The 17,290-nt window shown below is 67.1% G+C and carries 19 protein-coding genes; 14 read left to right on the forward strand and 5 right to left on the reverse strand.

Annotated elements, in window-relative coordinates; all coding sequences use genetic code 11:
* Nucleotides 1-13: 13 nt before the first annotated feature.
* Both C5B90_RS21260 and C5B90_RS08380 read right to left on the reverse strand, forming a co-directional pair.
* A complete protein-coding gene (locus tag C5B90_RS21260) occupies nt 14-178 on the reverse strand; it encodes an HVO_2901 family zinc finger protein (RefSeq protein WP_013035362.1) in 165 nt (54 codons plus the stop codon).
* Between the two features lie 235 nt (nt 179-413).
* The gene (locus C5B90_RS08380) at nt 414-1,823 is read right to left on the reverse strand and encodes a class II fumarate hydratase (RefSeq protein WP_115880694.1); all 1,410 of its coding nucleotides are present in this window, start codon (nt 1,821-1,823) and stop codon (nt 414-416) included.
* A gap of 243 nt (nt 1,824-2,066) precedes the next feature.
* On the opposite strand from C5B90_RS08380, the gene C5B90_RS08385 reads away from it, so the two are divergent.
* The 4 genes from C5B90_RS08385 (at nt 2,067) to C5B90_RS08400 (ending at nt 6,718) form a co-directional block, all read left to right on the forward strand.
* Complete coding sequence (locus tag C5B90_RS08385; protein ID WP_115880696.1) at nt 2,067-3,437, forward strand: ABC transporter substrate-binding protein; 1,371 nt, start codon at nt 2,067-2,069, stop codon at nt 3,435-3,437.
* A 24-nt stretch (nt 3,438-3,461) separates the two neighbouring features.
* A complete protein-coding gene (locus tag C5B90_RS08390) occupies nt 3,462-4,532 on the forward strand; it encodes a carbohydrate ABC transporter permease (RefSeq protein WP_115880698.1) in 1,071 nt (356 codons plus the stop codon).
* Complete coding sequence (locus tag C5B90_RS08395) at nt 4,529-5,488, forward strand: carbohydrate ABC transporter permease (protein ID WP_115880700.1); 960 nt, start codon at nt 4,529-4,531, stop codon at nt 5,486-5,488. The genes C5B90_RS08390 and C5B90_RS08395 overlap by 4 nt, the downstream gene beginning before the upstream one ends.
* 90 nt (nt 5,489-5,578) lie before the next feature.
* Nucleotides 5,579-6,718: an ABC transporter ATP-binding protein gene (locus C5B90_RS08400; protein ID WP_115880702.1), complete on the forward strand. Its 1,140-nt coding sequence runs from the start codon at nt 5,579-5,581 to the stop codon at nt 6,716-6,718.
* A gap of 86 nt (nt 6,719-6,804) precedes the next feature.
* Here the strand turns inward: C5B90_RS08400 and C5B90_RS08405 are convergent, their stop codons facing one another.
* Nucleotides 6,805-7,068, reverse strand: coding sequence for a BolA family protein (locus tag C5B90_RS08405; protein ID WP_115880704.1), 264 nt, complete (start codon nt 7,066-7,068; stop codon nt 6,805-6,807).
* 90 nt (nt 7,069-7,158) lie between these two features.
* Between C5B90_RS08405 and C5B90_RS08410 the strand changes: the two genes are divergently transcribed.
* Nucleotides 7,159-7,593: a hypothetical protein gene (locus C5B90_RS08410; RefSeq protein ID WP_115880706.1), complete on the forward strand. Its 435-nt coding sequence runs from the start codon at nt 7,159-7,161 to the stop codon at nt 7,591-7,593.
* Between the two features lie 66 nt (nt 7,594-7,659).
* On the opposite strand, the gene C5B90_RS08415 is transcribed toward C5B90_RS08410, so the two are convergent.
* Nucleotides 7,660-7,983: a hypothetical protein gene (locus tag C5B90_RS08415; RefSeq protein WP_004969267.1), complete on the reverse strand. Its 324-nt coding sequence runs from the start codon at nt 7,981-7,983 to the stop codon at nt 7,660-7,662.
* Between the two features lie 126 nt (nt 7,984-8,109).
* On the opposite strand from C5B90_RS08415, the gene C5B90_RS08420 reads away from it, so the two are divergent.
* From C5B90_RS08420 to C5B90_RS08435, 4 genes are all read left to right on the forward strand, one after another.
* Nucleotides 8,110-9,027 carry a hypothetical protein gene (locus tag C5B90_RS08420; protein WP_115880708.1) on the forward strand — a complete coding sequence of 306 codons (918 nt, stop codon included), beginning with the start codon at nt 8,110-8,112 and terminating at the stop codon, nt 9,025-9,027.
* Nucleotides 9,028-9,078: 51 nt separating this feature from the next.
* Entirely contained in the window at nt 9,079-9,996 is a 918-nt protein-coding gene (locus C5B90_RS08425; RefSeq protein WP_115880710.1) for an A/G-specific adenine glycosylase, read from the forward strand.
* A gap of 122 nt (nt 9,997-10,118) precedes the next feature.
* Nucleotides 10,119-11,123, forward strand: coding sequence for an alpha/beta fold hydrolase (locus C5B90_RS08430; RefSeq protein WP_115880712.1), 1,005 nt, complete (start codon nt 10,119-10,121; stop codon nt 11,121-11,123).
* Nucleotides 11,124-11,157: 34 nt separating this feature from the next.
* Entirely contained in the window at nt 11,158-11,802 is a 645-nt protein-coding gene (locus C5B90_RS08435; RefSeq protein ID WP_115880714.1) for a helix-turn-helix domain-containing protein, read from the forward strand.
* Nucleotides 11,803-11,815: 13 nt separating this feature from the next.
* Here the strand turns inward: C5B90_RS08435 and C5B90_RS08440 are convergent, their stop codons facing one another.
* Nucleotides 11,816-12,157, reverse strand: coding sequence for a DsrE family protein (locus tag C5B90_RS08440; RefSeq protein WP_115880716.1), 342 nt, complete (start codon nt 12,155-12,157; stop codon nt 11,816-11,818).
* Nucleotides 12,158-12,255: 98 nt separating this feature from the next.
* On the opposite strand from C5B90_RS08440, the gene C5B90_RS08445 reads away from it, so the two are divergent.
* From C5B90_RS08445 to C5B90_RS08465, 5 genes are all read left to right on the forward strand, one after another.
* The gene (locus C5B90_RS08445; protein WP_115880718.1) at nt 12,256-12,834 is read left to right on the forward strand and encodes an NADPH-dependent FMN reductase; all 579 of its coding nucleotides are present in this window, start codon (nt 12,256-12,258) and stop codon (nt 12,832-12,834) included.
* A gap of 132 nt (nt 12,835-12,966) precedes the next feature.
* The gene (locus C5B90_RS08450; RefSeq protein ID WP_115880720.1) at nt 12,967-13,554 is read left to right on the forward strand and encodes a thymidine kinase; all 588 of its coding nucleotides are present in this window, start codon (nt 12,967-12,969) and stop codon (nt 13,552-13,554) included.
* Nucleotides 13,555-13,637: 83 nt separating this feature from the next.
* Nucleotides 13,638-14,165 (forward strand): YIP1 family protein, encoded by a 528-nt coding sequence (locus C5B90_RS08455; protein ID WP_115882454.1) that lies wholly within the window; start codon nt 13,638-13,640, stop codon nt 14,163-14,165.
* 126 nt (nt 14,166-14,291) lie between these two features.
* Nucleotides 14,292-16,511 carry a DHH family phosphoesterase gene (locus tag C5B90_RS08460; RefSeq protein WP_115880722.1) on the forward strand — a complete coding sequence of 740 codons (2,220 nt, stop codon included), beginning with the start codon at nt 14,292-14,294 and terminating at the stop codon, nt 16,509-16,511.
* A 56-nt stretch (nt 16,512-16,567) separates the two neighbouring features.
* The gene (locus C5B90_RS08465; RefSeq protein ID WP_115880724.1) at nt 16,568-17,254 is read left to right on the forward strand and encodes a 2'-5' RNA ligase family protein; all 687 of its coding nucleotides are present in this window, start codon (nt 16,568-16,570) and stop codon (nt 17,252-17,254) included.
* Nucleotides 17,255-17,290 lie beyond the last annotated feature (36 nt).

A 17,290-nucleotide genomic window follows, 5' to 3' on the forward strand; every position in this document is an offset into this window, starting at 1 on the left:
ATTCAGTCTGCCGTCAGAGGCGACGAAGCCCCTCGCCGATACCTTCGACCTGTTCACACTCGGGACAGACGTACGTCCACCCGTCGTTCGTCGCTCGTCCCTCCGGGAATACGGCCCCACAACCTCGACACTCCAACATGTCTCGCCCGCGGGCCCGCTGCTGTTGCAGTCCGGCCATACTGGTATAATCGTCAAAATCAGGCTTCAAAATACCGATTTTAGAGATTTCGTGACAGTTCTTCTCCCGGGAGTGATTGTCACGGCGTCGCTGGAGTGCGATTGCTACCGCGAGACGAGTAAATATAACCGTCTCTGTGTCTGAACTGACCGAAATCGTCGAGCGCGCGACTCGAATCGGGGAACTTTCCCGGTCGCCCCGATGTATCAAAAAATGGACTGTTTTTTGGGCGGGCTCAGTCGTCGCCGAGAATACCGCGATGGGTCATCTTTTCGGGGTCGAGCACCTCGTCGGCTTCCTCCTCAGTGAGGTAGCCTTCGTCGACGGCGACCTGCCGGACGCTCTTCCCGTCCGCAAGCGCCTTCTTGGCGACCTTCGAGGCCTTGTCGTAACCGATTGCGGGGTTGAGCGCCGTCGCCAGCGCCATCGACTGCTCGACCCGCGTCTCGCAGTGTTCCTCGTTGGCTTCGAGCTTGGCGACGAAGCGCTCGGCGAACACCTCGGAGGAGTTCGCCAGCAGTTTCGCCGATTCGAGGAAGTTGTGCGCGAGGACGGGCTTGTAGAGGTTGAGGTCGATTTGGCCCTCGGCGGCACCGGCGGAGACGGCGGCGTCGTTGCCGACGACCTGCTTGTGGACCTGATTGACGGCCTCCGCGACGACCGGGTTGATCTTGCCGGGCATGATGGAGGAGCCGGGCTGGTTCTCCGGCTGTTCGAGTTCGCCGAGCCCGTTGCGCGGGCCGGACGCGAGCAGGCGGAGGTCGTTGGCGATTTTGTTGAGGGAGCCGGCGACCGTGCGGAGCGCGCCGTGGGCCTCGCTCATCGCGTCGTGGGCCGCCTGCGCCTCGAAGTGGTTGTCGGCCTCGCGGAACTCGACACCGGTCTCCTCGGACATGTACTCCGCGGCCTTCGCCGGGAACTCGGGGTGCGTGTTCAGCCCCGTGCCGACCGCGGTGCCGCCGAGCGCGAGTTCGCCGAGGTGCTCGCGCACGTTCTCGACGCGGCGGACGCCCTTTTCGACCTGCGTGCGGTAGCCGCCGAACTCCTGTCCGAGGCGGACGGGCGTGGCGTCCTGCAGGTGGGTGCGGCCGGTCTTGACGACGCCGTCGAACTCGTCTTCCTTGTCGCCGAGCGCCTCGGCGAGCGTCTCCAGCGCGGGGAGGAGGTCCTTCTCGACGGCTTCGAGGGAGGCGACGTGCATGGCGGTCGGAATCACGTCGTTCGAGGACTGACCGAAGTTGACGTGGTCGTTCGGGTGGACGACGCGGTCGCCGATGCCCTCGCCCATAATCTCCGCGGCGCGGTTGGCGATGACCTCGTTGGCGTTCATGTTCGAGGAGGTCCCGGAACCGGTCTGGAACACGTCGACGGGGAACTGGTCGTCGAGTTCGCCGGCGATGACCTCGTCGGCGGCCTCGACGATGGCGGCCGCGACGTCCTCGTCTATCATGCCGAGGTCGCGGTTGGCCTGCGCGGCGGCCTTCTTCACTACGCCGAGCGCGCGGACGAAGCGCCGCCCGAAGGTGATACCGGAGATGGGGAAGTTCTCGACCGCCCGCTGGGTCTGTGCGCCCCAGTAGGCGTCGACAGGAACTTCCATCTCGCCGAGACTGTCCCGCTCGATTCGATAATCATCGTCGCCCATGGCTCGGGGGTCGTTTTGGCAGGGGGTAAAATCCATTGGTCCGTGCGCCCGACTCTCGTTCATGAAAATTAACTCATGTTTGAATAATTATTAATCGTCTCTGTAAGTGGATGCAGTCTTTCGATTCTGACTAGACAGTTATCTGATGACAAAAAAATTTACTCGATTTCGAATTGTTGATTTGGAAAGTCTTAAGTAAATCGTGTAAAATTCATTGGCTGGACTTGTCACGGACCAACAATCATGACTGACACACCCGATTCGGACGACGTTTCTCGACGCACGTATCTCAAACTCGCCGGCGGTGCCGGAGCCGCGACCTTCCTCGCGGGCTGTACCGGCGGCGGCGGAGAGTCGACGACGGAGTCCACGGACGGTTCCGGCGACTCCGAGAGCACCGAGGAGACGAGCGGTGACGACTCCGACTCCTCGACGGAGTACAACGCGCTCGAAGTGCAGCACTGGTGGACCGGCGGCGACGGCGGTGCCGCGGCGCAGGCGCTCCTCGAAGGCTTCAACGAGCAGTACCCGGACATCGAACTCACGGAGAACCCCGTCGCGGGCGGCGCTGGCCAGAACCTCCGCGCGGTCATCAAAAAGCGCATCCTGAACAACGACCCGCCGAGCACGTGGCAGGCGTGGCCCGGCGCGAACCTCCAGCCCTTCACGGACGCCGACAAACTGGAGGACATCGAGGAGTCCGTCTGGGGCCACAACGACATGAAGAACGCCTACCTCGACGGCCCCCAAGAGGCGGCTCAGCCGGCCGGTAACTACGTTTCGGTCCCGCTGAACATCCACCGTCTCAACAACCTCTTTTACAACGTCGAGGTCGTCGAAGACGCGGGCGTCGACCCCGCGAACATCGACTCGCCGAGCGCCCTCGTGGACGCGATGGCGACCGTCGAAGAGGCGGGCTACGTCGGGATGGCTCAGCAGACGAACTCCGCGTGGTCGACCGGCCAGCTCTGGGCGCAGGTGCTCCTCGGCGAGTACGGCGCAGACGTGTACGCCGACGTGACCGCCGGCAACGTCGAAGCCAACGCGGACGCCGTCCGCGACTCGCTCGACATCGTCAAGCAGTACTCCGAGTACTACCCGAACGACGCCGGTTCCATCTCGTGGCAGGACGCCAACTCGAAGGTCATCTCGGGCGACGCGGCGTTCTTCCACCAGGGCGACTGGGCGGCCGGAATGTACCGCGCACAGGACGACTTCGAGTACGAGACCAACTGGGACCACGTCGCGTTCCCGGGCACTGAGGGACTCTACTCGCTCAACATGGACTCGTTCCCGATGCCGACGAACAACCCGTCGCCCGAGGCGACGAAGGCGTTCCTCCGCTACGTCGGCTCGGTCGACGCCCAAGAGCGGTTCAACCCGAAGAAGGGCTCCATCCCGCCGCGGACCGACGTGCCGCAGGACGCCTTCGGGCCGTTCCTCCAGAACCAGATGGACGACTTCTCCAACTCCGAGGCTCAGCCGCTGTCGATTCAGCACGGCCTCGCCGTCGCCCCCGACGCGCTCACCGCGTTCGAGGACGCGATGGCCTCGTTCATCTCCAGCTACGACGTGGAGGCGGCCTACAGCGCCATCCAGTCGGCGTTCCAGTAAGGGAACACTCCCCCATTTCCGATTATGTCATCACACATCCTCAAGCGACTCCTGGACCGTCTGCGAGACGACGGCCAGCCGGTTCGAACCGACGGCGGGACGGCCGCCGCGGGGAACGAAACGGCCGGGGGCGGCTCCGACCTCGGGTCGGCGCTGTCGTCGCTCCGCGAGAGTGACGCGGTCCGCTCCGCGCCGTTTTGGCTCCCGCCGTTCCTGCTGATGGGCTTTTTCGTCTACGGCGCTATCAGCTGGAACATCGTCATCTCCTTCACCGACTTCGGCGGGCTCACACTGCCGACGTACGACCCCTCGACGTTCGACCTGGAGATGTACCGGCGGGCCTTCTCGGACGGCCAGTTCTGGATCGCCACCCGGAACACGTTCGTGCTCCTCATCTCGTTTACCGGCCTCTCGCTGGCCGGGGGGCTCGGCCTCGCCATCCTCGTCGACCGCGGCATCCGGTTCGAAAACTGGTTCCGCACCATCTACCTCCTGCCGTTCAGCCTGTCGTTCGTCGTGACGGCGGTGTTCTGGCGGTGGATGTACAACTTCGATTCGGGGCTCATCAACGCCTTCCTGCGGAGTATCGGCCTCGACTTCGTCGCGTCGAAGTGGCTCACCGGCAGCATCGACACGGGCGCGCTCGGGGCGATACCGCTCGTCCCAGACACGTTCTACTTCAAGCTGTTCGCGGTCATCTTCGCGCTACTCTGGCAGTTCAGCGGCTACGCGATGGTCGTCTACCTCGCGGGGCTCCGCGCGATTCCGAACGACCAGTACGAGGCCGCGCGGGTCGACGGCGCGTCCATCCTGCGGATGTACCGGCGGGTCATCCTGCCGCAACTCCGCGCCTCGACAGTGAGCGCCGCGGTCGTCCTCATGGTGTTCGCGCTCAAGGCGTTCGACTTCCTGTACGTCCTGTTCGGGAGCAACCCCGGACCGACGGCGGACATCCTCTCGACGATGATGTACCGACAGGCGTTCTCCGCCAACCAGTGGGCCTACGGCTCCGCAATCGCCGTAATCCTGTTCCTCGTGGCACTGACCGTGGTCGCGCCGTACCTCTACGGCGAGTACCGGCGGGGTGAACTATGAGCGTCCGCGACGACCTCGCAGAGCGAGTCGGCGTCGACCTCGAAGCCATCGACCCGCTGCGCGTCGCCCTCTACGCGACGCTCGTCGGGCTGGTGGCGTTCTACCTGTCGCCCCTCGAATCGGGGCTGATGACCGCGCTGAAGACCGAAGCCGAGTTCGCCACGTCGCCGCCGTTCGTGCCGCCGACGGTCGAGGGCTTCACGCTCGAACCGTTCGGCGTCGCCCTCGACACGCTGTCGTCGGCCATCCTCAACAGCATCATGCTGGCCGTGCCGGCGACGGTGCTGTCGGCGCTGTTCGGCAGTTTCGCCGCCTACGGCCTCACGAACTTCGAGTGGCGCGGCCAACTCGGCGTCGTCGCGCTGTTCATTGCGGGCATCTTCATCCCGTACCAGGCGGTTCTCATCCCGCTGTCGCGGCTCTGGGCCATCGTGGACACCCAGGAGTTGCTCGCGCCGGTTCTCGACATCACGGTGTTCTCGGCGCAGGTGCCCGTCCTCGGGACGGTCGAACTCGCCACCCACCCGCACTACGCGAGCATCATCAACCTCATCATCACCCACACGGCGTACGGGATTCCCATCACGACGCTGTTGTTCCGAGGCTACTACAAGAAGCTCTCGACGGAGATGCTGGAGGCCGCTCGCCTCGACGGCGCAGGCGCGTTCACCGTCTACCGCCGCATCGTGCTCCCGCTTTCGATGCCGATGTTCGCGGTGACGCTCATCTACCAGTTCACGCAGGTCTGGAACGACCTGCTGTTCGCGCTCATCATCATCCCCTCGGGGTCCGGCCCCGCGGCGGTGGCGACCATCGCGCTCAACGAACTGACCGGCGGCATCATCCAGACGTTCAACACGCAGATGGCCGGCGCGTTCGTCGCCGCCCTGCCGACGTTGCTCGTCTACGTTCTGTTCGGGGACAAGTTCGCGAAGGGGGTCGCAGGCAACACATGAACCGACTCGCACGCGTCGCGGTCGGCCGCCGCCGCCGTCGCACCCCTCTCGTCGCATCGCAGACGACCACCACGACACGCACACAGACCCATGGCTGACCTCACGCTCGACCACGTATCGAAGTTCTTCGACGACGGCGGCTCCAAAGTCGTCGCCGTCGACGACGCCTCCGTGACCATCGAGGACGGCGAGTTCCTCGTCCTCGTCGGTCCCTCGGGGTGCGGCAAATCGACCACGCTCCGCATGATCGCGGGGCTGGAAACCGTCTCCGAGGGCGAGATTCGCCTCGGCGACGACCGGATGGACAACCGCCCGCCGCGCGACCGGGACATCGCGATGGTGTTCCAGTCGTACGCGCTGTACCCCCACATGACCGTCCGTGGGAACATGCGCTTCGGGCTGGAGGAGTCGACCGATATGGCCGACGCCGACATCGACGAACTCGTCGAAGAGACGTCGTCCATGCTCGGCATCGCCGACCTGCTCGACCGCAAGCCCGGCGAACTCTCCGGCGGCCAGCAACAGCGGGTCGCCCTCGGGCGCGCAATCGTGCGCGACCCCGAGGTGTTCCTGATGGACGAACCGCTGTCCAACCTCGACGCCAAACTCCGCTCGCAGATGCGGACCGAACTCCAGCGCCTGCAGGAGGACCTCGGCGTCACCACCGTCTACGTCACCCACGACCAGACGGAGGCGATGACGATGGGCGACCGAATCGCCATCCTCAACGACGGCGAACTCCAGCAGGTCGCCACGCCGCTGGAGGCGTACCACCGGCCGGCGAACCGGTTCGTCGCGGGCTTCATCGGTGAGCCGTCGATGAACTTCTTCGAGATGGACGTGCAGGGCGACGAACTCGTCGGCGACGCCTTCTCCTACGACCTCTCCGCGAAGTCCGCGGAGGCAGTCGAGGGCTCGGAGCGCGTCACGCTCGGCATCCGCCCCGAGGACATCGAAGTCATCGGCGACGCGGCCGCGGACCACGCCTACGAGACGACCGTCGACGTGGTCGAACCGATGGGCAATGAGAACGCGGTCTACCTCGAACTCGGCGGCGAGCGCCGCTTCGTCGCCACCGTTGGCGGCATGCGCCGGGTCGAAGCCGGCGAGTCCGTCGTCGCCCGCATCCCCGAGGACGCGGTTCACCTGTTCGACGCGACCACCGGCGAGACGCTCCAGAATCGGTCGTTAGAATCGGCCGACCTCGACGCGCCGGAAGCGAACCTCTGAGCGGGCGTCCGGTTTCAGCCGGGTTCAGTCAGTCGGTCGCTTTTCGGTCCGGTCCCTTTTCCTCAGTTCGTCGGTCGCGGCGGTGCTCACTCCTCCAGCGACGCGTACTCCTTGGGCGTGTACGTCTTCAGTTCCATCGCGTGGATGTCCGTCGTCATGTGGTCGCCGAGGGCGTCGTAGACGAGTTGGTGCTGCTTGACGAGCGTCTTCCCCTCGAAGGCGGGCGAGACGACGACGGCGGCGTAGTGGTCGTCCTCGTGGTTCTCGTCGACCGTCCGGGGCCGCGAGACCGTCGCGTCGGCGTCCTCGATGTGCGATTCGATGAGTTCCTCGATGGCGGCGAGTTCCATGTGCGTACTGGCGGCCCGCGCCGGCAAAAAGCGTCCGGGAAGCGGGCGCACTCGCGGAGGTTTTTATCCGGTGGCGACCCACCTCGGTTCGTGACTGACGTGACATCTCACGACGGACTCGCCGAGGAGGCCGCTCGCGTGCTCCGCGACGAACACGAGCGACTGCTGACCGTCGTCGGCCAATGCGCCACCGCCGTCGCCGCCGAGTGGGACGGTGATTCGGTGGCGGACCGCGAGCGCGTCATGCCGCCGTTCAGGCGCGCGCTCGACGGCTCCGGCGCGCTTTCCCGACTGCCGCGGGCCCTCGCCGACGCGGTGACGGCTACCGGCCGACCGATGGCCGCCCCGCCCGTCGCGTCTCCGCCGTACGTGGTCGTCACCGGCGAGGGCGTCGTCCTCCGCGCCAACCTCGGCGAGGAGCGACTGGTGGTGCTCCTCCGGGCGTTCGAAGTCGTCCGCGACGGCGACGACTCCCACCGCTACCGCCGCATCGACGGCGTCGAAATCGAAGCCGAAATCGTCTGAGTCGGGTCGCTACGTCTCGACTGCGGGGCGCGCTTCGTCCCCCGACGTTTCGGTGTCCGCCCGCGGTTACATCTGGTAGCGGCGCACGTCGTCCCGCGGCGGGGCCTGCGACTGCCCGGTCATCTCCTCGTAGGTCATCCCTGCGAGGTACTCGTCGTAGGTCACGTCGTAGCCCTGCCGGAGGTGGAAGTCGAGTTGGCCGCGGTCGAGTTCCGACTGGAACAGCGCGTGGACCGCCCGGCGGACGAGTTCGTCCGCGTCGTCGGGGTCGAACAGGGCGACGAGCATGGCGAGTTCGTGTCGCGTCTCGCGGTCGAGCGACACGTCTAGGCTATCGCCGAGGTCTCCGTAGGCCGCGTCAACGTCGTCTGTGAGTTCGTCGAGCGTCATCGCCCGGCGATGGGGCCGTCACGGGGATACGCGTTTCGACCGCGGGAGCTGTCCGCTGTGCCTCCCGCCCGCCGACTGGCGCTCCCCGACAGAAGACACTTACTGGTGATTCGGCAATTTCCGCGCATGTCCCCGGAACTCTCTCGGCGGTCCTTCCTCGGCGGCCTCGTGGTCGGTTCGGCCCTTCTCTCGGGCTGTCTCGGTGGGACCCCCGGCAATAGCTGTACCTCCAGCTACTCGCTCGAAGCGACGGCACTCTCCGACCCCGAACTGGTCGATACCGTCATCCAGGACTTCCACGAGCACGCTGAGACGGTGTCGCGTCTCGTCGCAACTGCGGCCAGCGAGGGCGAGGCCACGTACAGTACGTACGACCACTTCCCGCTCGAGTCGGGCGACTACGTCGAACACGACGGCGCGTACTACCGCGTCGAACGCGAGCGAATCGAGACGCGAGAACGCATCGCCCGCGAGGTCGAAATCGAATACGACCGAAACGAGTCGCCGCCGACCGGAGCGACGGTCTTCGACTTCGATGAACTCCCGAAGGCCGACCGCGAGGCGTTCCTCGCCGCGTATCCGAGCAAAGAGTTCGAGAACGGCGACGGCCCGCGAGGGTTCGCAACTGGATACGCGTACGTCTATCCCGACGGTGCCGACTCTCGACTCACCGACGCCGGAACCGTCTGGGTACGGTACGATGGGCGCTCGTTCGAGGTCACCGTCGGAGAGACGCGAACCGTCGAAGAAGAGACAAACAGATACACGCTCGAACAAGTCGGCGAAGACAGGGCGGCGTTCGCCGCGTTCGTTCACGAGGAACTCGTCGTTCCCCTCGACGACCTCTCCGACGGCGAGCGCGCGGTGTTCGAGCGCGCAATCGACGGAGAGGTAGACGAATGCGAACCGCTTTCCGACGACTTCGCCGCGCTCAAAGATCGAATCGACGAGATATCGGAGAATAGCGCGACCGGTCACGGTGCCCCGCTCGTCGAGTACGAGGGGACCACGTACGAAGTGGACCTCGTAAACACGGTCGTCTGATAACCGTTCGGCATCGCCACGGCTAAACGCGGGCCGTCCCAAGCCGGGGCGATGAGCGACGCGCCGTCCGAACTCCCCGCAGACCTCGACCGCGAAGCAGTCCAGTCCGCGCTCACCGAGTGGTACGAGGCCGACCACCGGGACTTCCCGTGGCGGCGCACCGACGACCCCTACGAGATTCTCGTCTCCGAGGTGATGAGCCAGCAGACCCAACTCGGCCGCGTGGTCGAGGCGTGGGAGGCGTTCCTCGACGAGTGGCCGACGACGGCCGACCTCGCGGCGGCCGACCGCGCCGACGTGGTCGGCTTCTGGACGAATCACCGACTGGGGTACAACAACCGCGCGAAGTACCTCCACGAGGCCGCCCGGCAGGTCGAAGAGGACCACGGCGGCGAGTTCCCCCGGACGCCCGACGGCCTCTCGGAACTCATGGGCGTCGGCCCCTACACCGCCAACGCGGTCGCCTCCTTCGCGTTCAACAACGGCGACGCGGTGGTCGATACCAACGTCAAGCGGGTGCTGCACCGCGCCTTCGCGGTCCCCGACGACGACGCGGCGTTCGAGGCCGCCGCCTCGGAACTCATGCCCGACGGCGAGTCCCGCGTCTGGAACAACGCCATCATGGAACTCGGTGGGGTCGCCTGCGGGAAGACACCGACGTGCGACGAGTCCGGCTGTCCGTGGCGGCAGTTCTGTCACGCCTACGAGACGGGTGACTTCACCGCGCCCGACGTGCCGACCCAGCCGAGTTTCGAGGGGAGCAGGCGGCAGTTCCGCGGCCGGGTCGTCAGGGTTCTCGGCGAGTACGACGAACTCGGCCTCTCGGAGTTGGGACCGCGAGTCCGCGTCGATTACGGCGGCGACACGGGGTCGGAGTGGCTTCGCGGCCTCGTGGACGACCTCGAATCCGACGGCCTCGTCGATGTCGCGGAGGGCGACGACGGCGTCCGCGTCTCGCTGGCGAAGTAGCCCGCGCTCCGCCGGTGGTGTTCGCCGTGCTTGTCTCGTCGCGGTCGTCTCGCCGCCCGTATTTATCCCACCGGACTAGTCCGGCAGCAGTCGCACCCCTCGGTTCCGACTACGTACACTCGATGGCAACACGCGACGCGTCTTCGTTCGACCCTCGCGAAGCCGCGGAGTCCGCCGAAGCGAAGACCCTCGCGCTGGACGACGGAGGGCGACTCGCATACGCCGAGTACGGCGATTCCGACGGCATCCCGGTCGTGTTTCTCCACGGCGCGCCGGGGTCGCGCCTGCTCGGAGCGCTGTTTGACGCGCCCGCTGAGGAACGCGGAATCAGAGTCCTTGCCCCCGACAGACCCGGCTACGGACGTTCGTCGCCGCGCCCGATACCCGAGGAATCGAGTGACCCGAGCCAGCGACCCGCGGAACCTACATCCGCGGACTTCTTCGACGCGCTCCTCGACGACATCGGCGCGCAGTCGGCGGGGCTGGTCGCGTTCTCCGGCGGGAGCCGCGACGCGTTGGCCGCCGCGGCGGCGCGGCCGGACAGAGTTCAGCACGTGAGCGTCGTCGCGGGGGCGGTCCCGCCGGAAGCGCGCGAGCGGACGCCCAGCCCGCAGCGGTTCCTGTCGTGGCTGGCGACGAACGCGCCGGCACTCCTCGGCAGTCTCTTCCGCGGACAGGCATGGCTCGCCGGGAGGCTTGACCCTTCGCTCGTCGTCGCGCAGTACACGGCCGACGACGCGACCGAAGCGGTCCCTGACGGGGTCGCCGCGCTGGTTCGAGACGACTTCGTGGCGGCGGTCAGTCACTCGCGGCGGGGCGTAGTCGACGACTTCCGGGCCGCGGCCGCGCCGTGGGGGATTCCCTTCGACGACATCGAAGCCGACGTGTCCCTGTGGCACGGCGACGCCGACACGAACGTCCCGATATCCGGGGCGAAACGCCTCGAATCCGCGATACCCGGCGCGCGGCTTCGAGAGGTGCGCGGCACAGACCACCTCCGGACGCTCCTCCGGAGCGTCCCCGACGCGCTGGACGAACAGTGCCGTGCCGCGGGGTCGCTCGACCCGGACGCTTCGGACGGTTTGTCGGGGTCGACCGCCGCCGCCGAATCGCACCACCGCGTTTGATATACCGGACCGAAAAACGGTCGGTCGAAACGGAATGAAACACGCCCAGTTCTCGGTCGACTACCCGGACCGACTGGTCCACCCGCTCCAGCGCGGGATGATGCGCGACTCGCCGGTCGACCGGGCGGAGCTGTTGATGTGGAGTCCGACGGCCGACGCGACGACGCTGTTCTGGTTCGACGGCGACCGAGACGCGGCCGACGCGCTCGTTTCGGGCGTCGATTCGCTCGTGCGGTCGCACTTCGTCGAGAGCGCGGAGGGGACCTACGGCTTCCTCCACCAGCGCGACTACGAGTTCGCGGACCCGCTTCTCGGAGTCATCGCTGACTCGCGGGTGATATTCCTCCCACCGGTGGTGTTTCACGCCACCGGCTCCGTCCGGTTCGAGGCTGTCGGCGAGGTGTCGGCGCTCAGCGCGTTTTACGACGATATCGCGGCGCTCGGCGACCTCACGGTCGAGCGCGTGCAACCCTTCGACCGGCGGCGGTCCCCCTCGCAGCTCACCGACCGACAGCGGGCCGCGCTGGAGACCGCGGTCTCGACCGGCTACTACGAAATCCCTCGCGAGGGGTCGGTCGCGGACGTGGCCGACGTGCTCGACTGCTCGACGAGTACGGCCGGTGAGCTACTCCGAAAGGCCGAGGCGACGGTGCTCCGGGAGTTCGTCGGCTCGGGGTGACGCGCACCGACGCCTACGGCACCTTCAGATAGGCATCGCCCGCCGCCTGCCGCGTCACGAGCTCGCCGACACCAGAGGGAACGACCTCGACGCCGTCGGCCAGTCGGTCGGTGTCGATGCCGCGGCCGTCGAGGGAGTTCTGACAGGCGCAACAGCGAACGTCGGCCTCGAACAGCGGGTCGAGGCGGTCGCGGACGGGCGAGTCGGCGAGAAAGAGGAGCGCTGCGTCGCCGTTGGCGAGAAGCGTGACCTCGCCCGTCTCGACCGTCTCGTCGTCGAGCAGGTTTCGGACGTTGCGGATGGCGTGCCGCCAGTCACCGAGGTCGGCGCTGGAGACGTGGAAGACGACGTTCATGGCTGGTTTTCGCGGCCCGGGTTCCTGTGTGTTGTGTCCATCCGGCACGGCCGAGTGCGGCCGACGAGATTTTCACGGCGCTCACGGAGATACAGGGTATGACGCAGCCACACGTGGTCGCCATCTGCGGCAGTCTCCGCGACCACAGCTACACCCGATTGGCGCTCGAACACGTCCTCGCCGGCGCGTCGGCCGCCGGCGGTACGACGGAACTCGTTGACCTCCGCGAGTACGACCTCCCGCCGCTCGATGCCGACTACGACGAGCAAGGGGATTCGGCCGAACTCCGCCACGTCGTCGACGGCGCGGACGCGGTCATCCTCGGTACGCCGGTCTATCACGGCTCGTACTCCGGCGTCCTCAAGAACGCGCTCGACTACTGCGGCTTCGACGAGTTCGGCGAGAAGACCGTGGGCCTCCTCGCCGTCGCCGGCGGCTCGTTCCCCGTGACCGCCCTCGAACACCTCCGGTCGGTCTGCCGGTCGCTGAACTCGTGGGTGCTCCCCCACCAAGTCGCGATTCCCCGCGTCTCCTCGTCGTTCGACGGCGACGACCTCGCGAACGAGGACCTGCGCGAGCGGGTCGAGCGACTCGGGCGGGACGCGGTCGTCTACGCCAACATCGAGCCGGAGCCACCGACGTTCGAGAGCGGCGAGAACGTCGGCGCGGACGACTGAGTCGCCGTCACGCGTCGCCCCGACTGCGCCGTCTCGACCCCGTCAACGTTCCGCGGAGTCGACCCGTCTCGACGCCCGACCGTCGCGGCAGATGAACAATCGTTTTGACCCTCCTCGTCCCCCAGTCAGGATATGCACGCCATCACGCAGAGCGGATGGATAGAGGTCATCTCCGGCTCTATGTTCTCGGGGAAGACGGAGGAACTCCTCCGACGCCTCCGCCGGGCCGAAATCGCGGGGCAGGAGATTTCGGTGTTCAAGCCCCAACTCGACGACCGCTACGGCGAGACGACGGTCGGCTCTCACGCCGGTCGCTCGTGGGAGGCGAGCGTCGTCCCCTCCGAAGGCGAGGGCGTCTGGCAAATCGCCGAGGAACTCAACGGCGAGGACGTGGTCGCCATCGACGAGGCCAACTTCTTCTCGGCCGAGCTGGTCGACGTGTGCGAGGCGCTGGCCGCCGACGGCAAGCGCGTCCTCGTCTCGGGGACCGACCAGACCTTCCGCGCCGAACCGTTCGACCCGCTCCCGCAACTGATGGCGCTCGCGGAGTACGTCGACAAGCTCCAAGCCATCTGCACCGTCTGCGGCGAGCCGGCGACCCGGAACCAGCGACTCATCGACGGCGAACCCGCGCACGTCGACGACCCTACCATCCTCGTCGGCGCGGAGGAGTCCTACGAGGCGCGGTGCCGGAACTGTCATACCCTCCGGCGGGACTAGAGGCTAGCGTGACTACTTGGGTCGAAACCCCACGGGAGGGCCGCGACCGCGGACCGACCGGTATCCTCCGCGCGTGGGTCGCCGTGGTCGTTCGCCCACGCCAGTTCTTCCGCGACGGCGTCGCTCCCGGCGACCAAGCGCCCGGCCTCGTGTTCGCCATCGCGGTGGCACTCGTCTATCAGGGCCTCGGGTTCGCCTTCGCGCCGGCGACGATTCCGGCCATCGAGGGCGGCCCGCTCGTCTCGGCGCTCGTCGCCCTGCTCGTCGTCGCGCTGTTCGTCGCGCCGGCGCTCCTCCACCTGACGGCGGCCATCCAGACGGCGCTTCTCATCCCGCTTTTGTCCCGCCGCGCAGGAGTGAGCGAGACGGTGCAGGTCATCGCCTACGCCGCCGCGCCGTGCGCCTTCGCCAGCCTCCCGATTCCCGGCTTTCGCGCGCTGTGCGCCGTCTACGGCGCGGTCCTCCTCGTCGTCGGCATCAGCGAGGTCCACCAGACGACGGTTCCGAAGGCGGCGCTCGCCGCGGCCGTCCCCGCCGGCGTGGTGTTCGGCTACGCCTTCGGCGGCTTCCGCGCCCTCTCGGAACTCGCCGCGGCGCTCGCGCTCGTCTGAGCCGAACCTCGCCTCGAATTCCCGCGTTTCGACCGACGGAGCGCCGTTTTTTCGCCCGTGCACGCGCTCCGCTCCCCTGAGCGTTTTTCGACAATCGTTTTAGTTAGGGGTTGTTTGCTCAACGCAATGGATTGGATTACGCACGAGGAGGACGTCTGGTTCGAATTCCGGGGCAATAGCCCCCACCAGCTCGTCCCCGGCCGATTTTACAAGGGCACCGTCGACGGGTACGCCGACTTCGGTGTCTTCGTCGACCTCGCTTCGAACGTGACCGGACTTCTGCACCGCAGCGAACTCGACCGCCGCCTCGAATCCCTCGAGTGGGAGCCGGGCGACGAGGTGTTCGTCCAGGTGAAGAACGTCCGCGACAACGGCAACATCGACCTCGGCTGGTCGATTCGCCAGTCCGACTCGGAGTTCCGCGGCGCTCGCATCCACGACCCCGACGGCGACGCCGACGGCCAGCCCGTCGAGAAGGAAGCCGAGAGCAGCGGCCCGGCGACCGTCAAGACGCGCCCGAAGACAGGCAAGACGACGAAGCCCGTCGGCGCGAGCACGTCGTCCGAGACGACCGGGTCCGAACCTGAACAGGAAGCCGAATCTGAGCCCGAACCTGAACCCGAGCAGGACGCCGCGTCTGAGTCCGAGTCCGACGCCGGAGACGAGGACCGCGCGCCGACCGCCGGAGACGTCGTCGACGACATCGCCGCCAACGGCGAGTCCGAGCAGGACGTCGAAGCGGAAGCGGAACCGGAGAGCGAGGTCGAGCCCGAATCGGAGCCCGAACAGGACGACACCGACGCCGAGCAGGAAGTCGAGACCGAGGCTGACGCCGAGGACGACGAAGCCGAACGCGTGACGCTCGCCAGTATCGACGACCGCGTCGGCGACGTAATTCGCGTCGAGGGCGAAATCGCCAGCGTCCGCCAGACCGGCGGCCCGACGGTGTTCGAACTCCGCGACGAGACGGCCATCGCCGACTGCGCGGCCTTCGTCGAGGCCGGCGTCCGCGCGTACCCCGAAGTCGAAGTGGGCGACTACGTCCGCATCGACGGCGAGGTCGAGCGCCGCCGCGGCGAACTCCAGATCGAGACCGAGGAGCTGACGATTCTCGACGGCGGCGAGGCCGACACCGTGGCCCAGCGCCTCGCGGACGCCCTCTCGGACGAGGCCCGCCCGGACGCCGTCGCGCCCCTCGCGGCCCACGAGCCGGTCGCCGCCGTCGGCAAGTCGCTGCTCGACGCCGCGGAGGCCATCCGCCGCGCCGTCCTCGAATCGCGCCCTATCGTCGTCCGCCACACGGCCACCGCCGACGGCTACGTCGCCGGCGCCGCCGTCGAGCGCGCCGTGCTCCCGCTCATCCGAGACGAGCACCCCCGCGACGACGCCGAGTACCACTACTTCACCCGTCGCCCGCTCGAGGAGGCAGTCTACGGCATGGACGCCGCCACGAACGACGTGACGCGGATGCTCGAAGACCGCGACCGCCACGACGAGAAGCTCCCGCTCGTGCTTCTCCTCGGTGCCGGCTCGACCGCCGAGTCCCTCGACGGTCTCGGCCTGCTCGGCGTCTACGGCTCCGAGCGCGTCGTCGTCGACGCCGCGCCCGCCGACGACGAGGTCGCCGAGGAAGTCGACGTGCTCGTCAACCCTGCCCGCGAGGGAGCCGACGCCCGCGACCTCTCGGTCGGCGCGCTCGCCTCCACGCTCTCGGTCGCCGTCAACGAGGACATCCGCGACGACGTGTCGCACCTCCCCGCCGTCAGCTACTGGGAGAACTGCCCGCAGCAGTACCTCGACCTCGCCGAGTCGCACGGCTTCGACGCCGACCGCGTCCGCGAACTCCGTGAGGCCGTCGCGCTGGAAGCCTACTACCAGTCGTATCAGGACAAGCGTGAACTCATCGCCGACCTGCTGTTCGACGCCGACGAGGGCCTCGCCGGCCACGTCTCCGAGCAGTTCCGCATCAAGGTCGAAGACGAAATCGAGACGGCGCAGGCGAACCTCGAACGCCGTGACGTCGGTGCTATCTCCGCGGCCGTCCTCGACTCCGACGCCTACAGTCACCGCTTCGACTTCCCGCCGACGGGCCTGCTCGTGGACGAACTCCACCGCCGCACCCGCGAGGGTGATTCCTTCGTGACCGTCGCGCTCGGCATGGACGAACTCTACCTCCGCGCCACGGGCGACCTCGACCTCCGCGCGGTCGTCGAGTCGGCCGCCGAGAAAGCGCCCGCCGCCGGTCTCGCCGCCGCGGGCATCCGCGAAGGTCGCATCGAGTTCCTGACCGGCGCGCGCGACGAGGCGCTCGAAGCCGTCCTCGACGCCGCCGCCGAGCAGTTCTAAGCCGCAATCCAGACTCCTCCTCATCTTTTTTGACCGCTCGGGGCGTCTCCCCGAAGATGACCGAGGATTCGTCTTCTCCCGACTACGACGCGGTCTGGTCGCGGACGCAGACGAGCGACCCTACCCTCCAGAGCGGGAGCTTCGCCGACCAGCGCGCACGCGGTCTGACCGAAGAGTACGTCTGCTGGGTTCGAATCGAAGACGAGACCGTTCTCGATGCGCTCTCGCCCGTTCGCACCGAACTCGGGTCGATTCCGGGCGTCTCGCTCGACGACGAGGACACCCTCCACGTGACGCTCAAACTCGTGGGGTTCGGGCCGAGCGAGTCCGGCAACGGTTCCGAGAAAATCACTCCCGAAGAACTCGACACCATCACGAGAGACCTCGAAGCCGCGACGGCGGACATCGACCCGTTCGAGGTCTCGATTCGACGGCTCAATGCCTTCCCGTCAGTCGTCTTCGCGGAACCGCACGCCGACGGCCAGTTTCGCGCGCTTCATGACCGGATACGGTCGCTCGACGGCGTGCCGACGTTTCAGTACGAGGGCGACGACTACGTCCCGCACGTCTCGCTCGCGCACTTCGAGACCACCGACGGATTCGAGCGGGCGTATTCGTGGGTTCGGGACAACCGCGAGATACAGGTCCCAGACACGACAGTCTCGGCGTTCGAACTCGCGTCGCTTCCTCTCACACCGTACGGGGCCGAAGATATCGACGTACTTCGACGCGTCGAACTGTAGCCTCCCGAGCGACACGCTTATCCACGAAACGACCCG

Origin of the sequence: Haloferax sp. Atlit-12N (genome assembly GCF_003383095.1) — an archaeon.
Taxonomy (GTDB): domain Archaea; phylum Halobacteriota; class Halobacteria; order Halobacteriales; family Haloferacaceae; genus Haloferax.

Coding starts and splice junctions, on each gene's coding strand:
- C5B90_RS21260 (WP_013035362.1), bottom strand. CDS start 178: ATGGCCGGACTGCAACAGCAGCGGGCCCGCGGGCGAGACATGTTGGAG.
- C5B90_RS08380 (WP_115880694.1), bottom strand. CDS start 1,823: ATGGGCGACGATGATTATCGAATCGAGCGGGACAGTCTCGGCGAGATG.
- C5B90_RS08385 (WP_115880696.1), top strand. CDS start 2,067: ATGACTGACACACCCGATTCGGACGACGTTTCTCGACGCACGTATCTC.
- C5B90_RS08390 (WP_115880698.1), top strand. CDS start 3,462: ATGTCATCACACATCCTCAAGCGACTCCTGGACCGTCTGCGAGACGAC.
- C5B90_RS08395 (WP_115880700.1), top strand. CDS start 4,529: ATGAGCGTCCGCGACGACCTCGCAGAGCGAGTCGGCGTCGACCTCGAA.
- C5B90_RS08400 (WP_115880702.1), top strand. CDS start 5,579: ATGGCTGACCTCACGCTCGACCACGTATCGAAGTTCTTCGACGACGGC.
- C5B90_RS08405 (WP_115880704.1), bottom strand. CDS start 7,068: ATGGAACTCGCCGCCATCGAGGAACTCATCGAATCGCACATCGAGGAC.
- C5B90_RS08415 (WP_004969267.1), bottom strand. CDS start 7,983: ATGACGCTCGACGAACTCACAGACGACGTTGACGCGGCCTACGGAGAC.
- C5B90_RS08420 (WP_115880708.1), top strand. CDS start 8,110: ATGTCCCCGGAACTCTCTCGGCGGTCCTTCCTCGGCGGCCTCGTGGTC.
- C5B90_RS08425 (WP_115880710.1), top strand. CDS start 9,079: ATGAGCGACGCGCCGTCCGAACTCCCCGCAGACCTCGACCGCGAAGCA.
- C5B90_RS08430 (WP_115880712.1), top strand. CDS start 10,119: ATGGCAACACGCGACGCGTCTTCGTTCGACCCTCGCGAAGCCGCGGAG.
- C5B90_RS08435 (WP_115880714.1), top strand. CDS start 11,158: ATGAAACACGCCCAGTTCTCGGTCGACTACCCGGACCGACTGGTCCAC.
- C5B90_RS08440 (WP_115880716.1), bottom strand. CDS start 12,157: ATGAACGTCGTCTTCCACGTCTCCAGCGCCGACCTCGGTGACTGGCGG.
- C5B90_RS08445 (WP_115880718.1), top strand. CDS start 12,256: ATGACGCAGCCACACGTGGTCGCCATCTGCGGCAGTCTCCGCGACCAC.
- C5B90_RS08450 (WP_115880720.1), top strand. CDS start 12,967: ATGCACGCCATCACGCAGAGCGGATGGATAGAGGTCATCTCCGGCTCT.
- C5B90_RS08460 (WP_115880722.1), top strand. CDS start 14,292: ATGGATTGGATTACGCACGAGGAGGACGTCTGGTTCGAATTCCGGGGC.
- C5B90_RS08465 (WP_115880724.1), top strand. CDS start 16,568: ATGACCGAGGATTCGTCTTCTCCCGACTACGACGCGGTCTGGTCGCGG.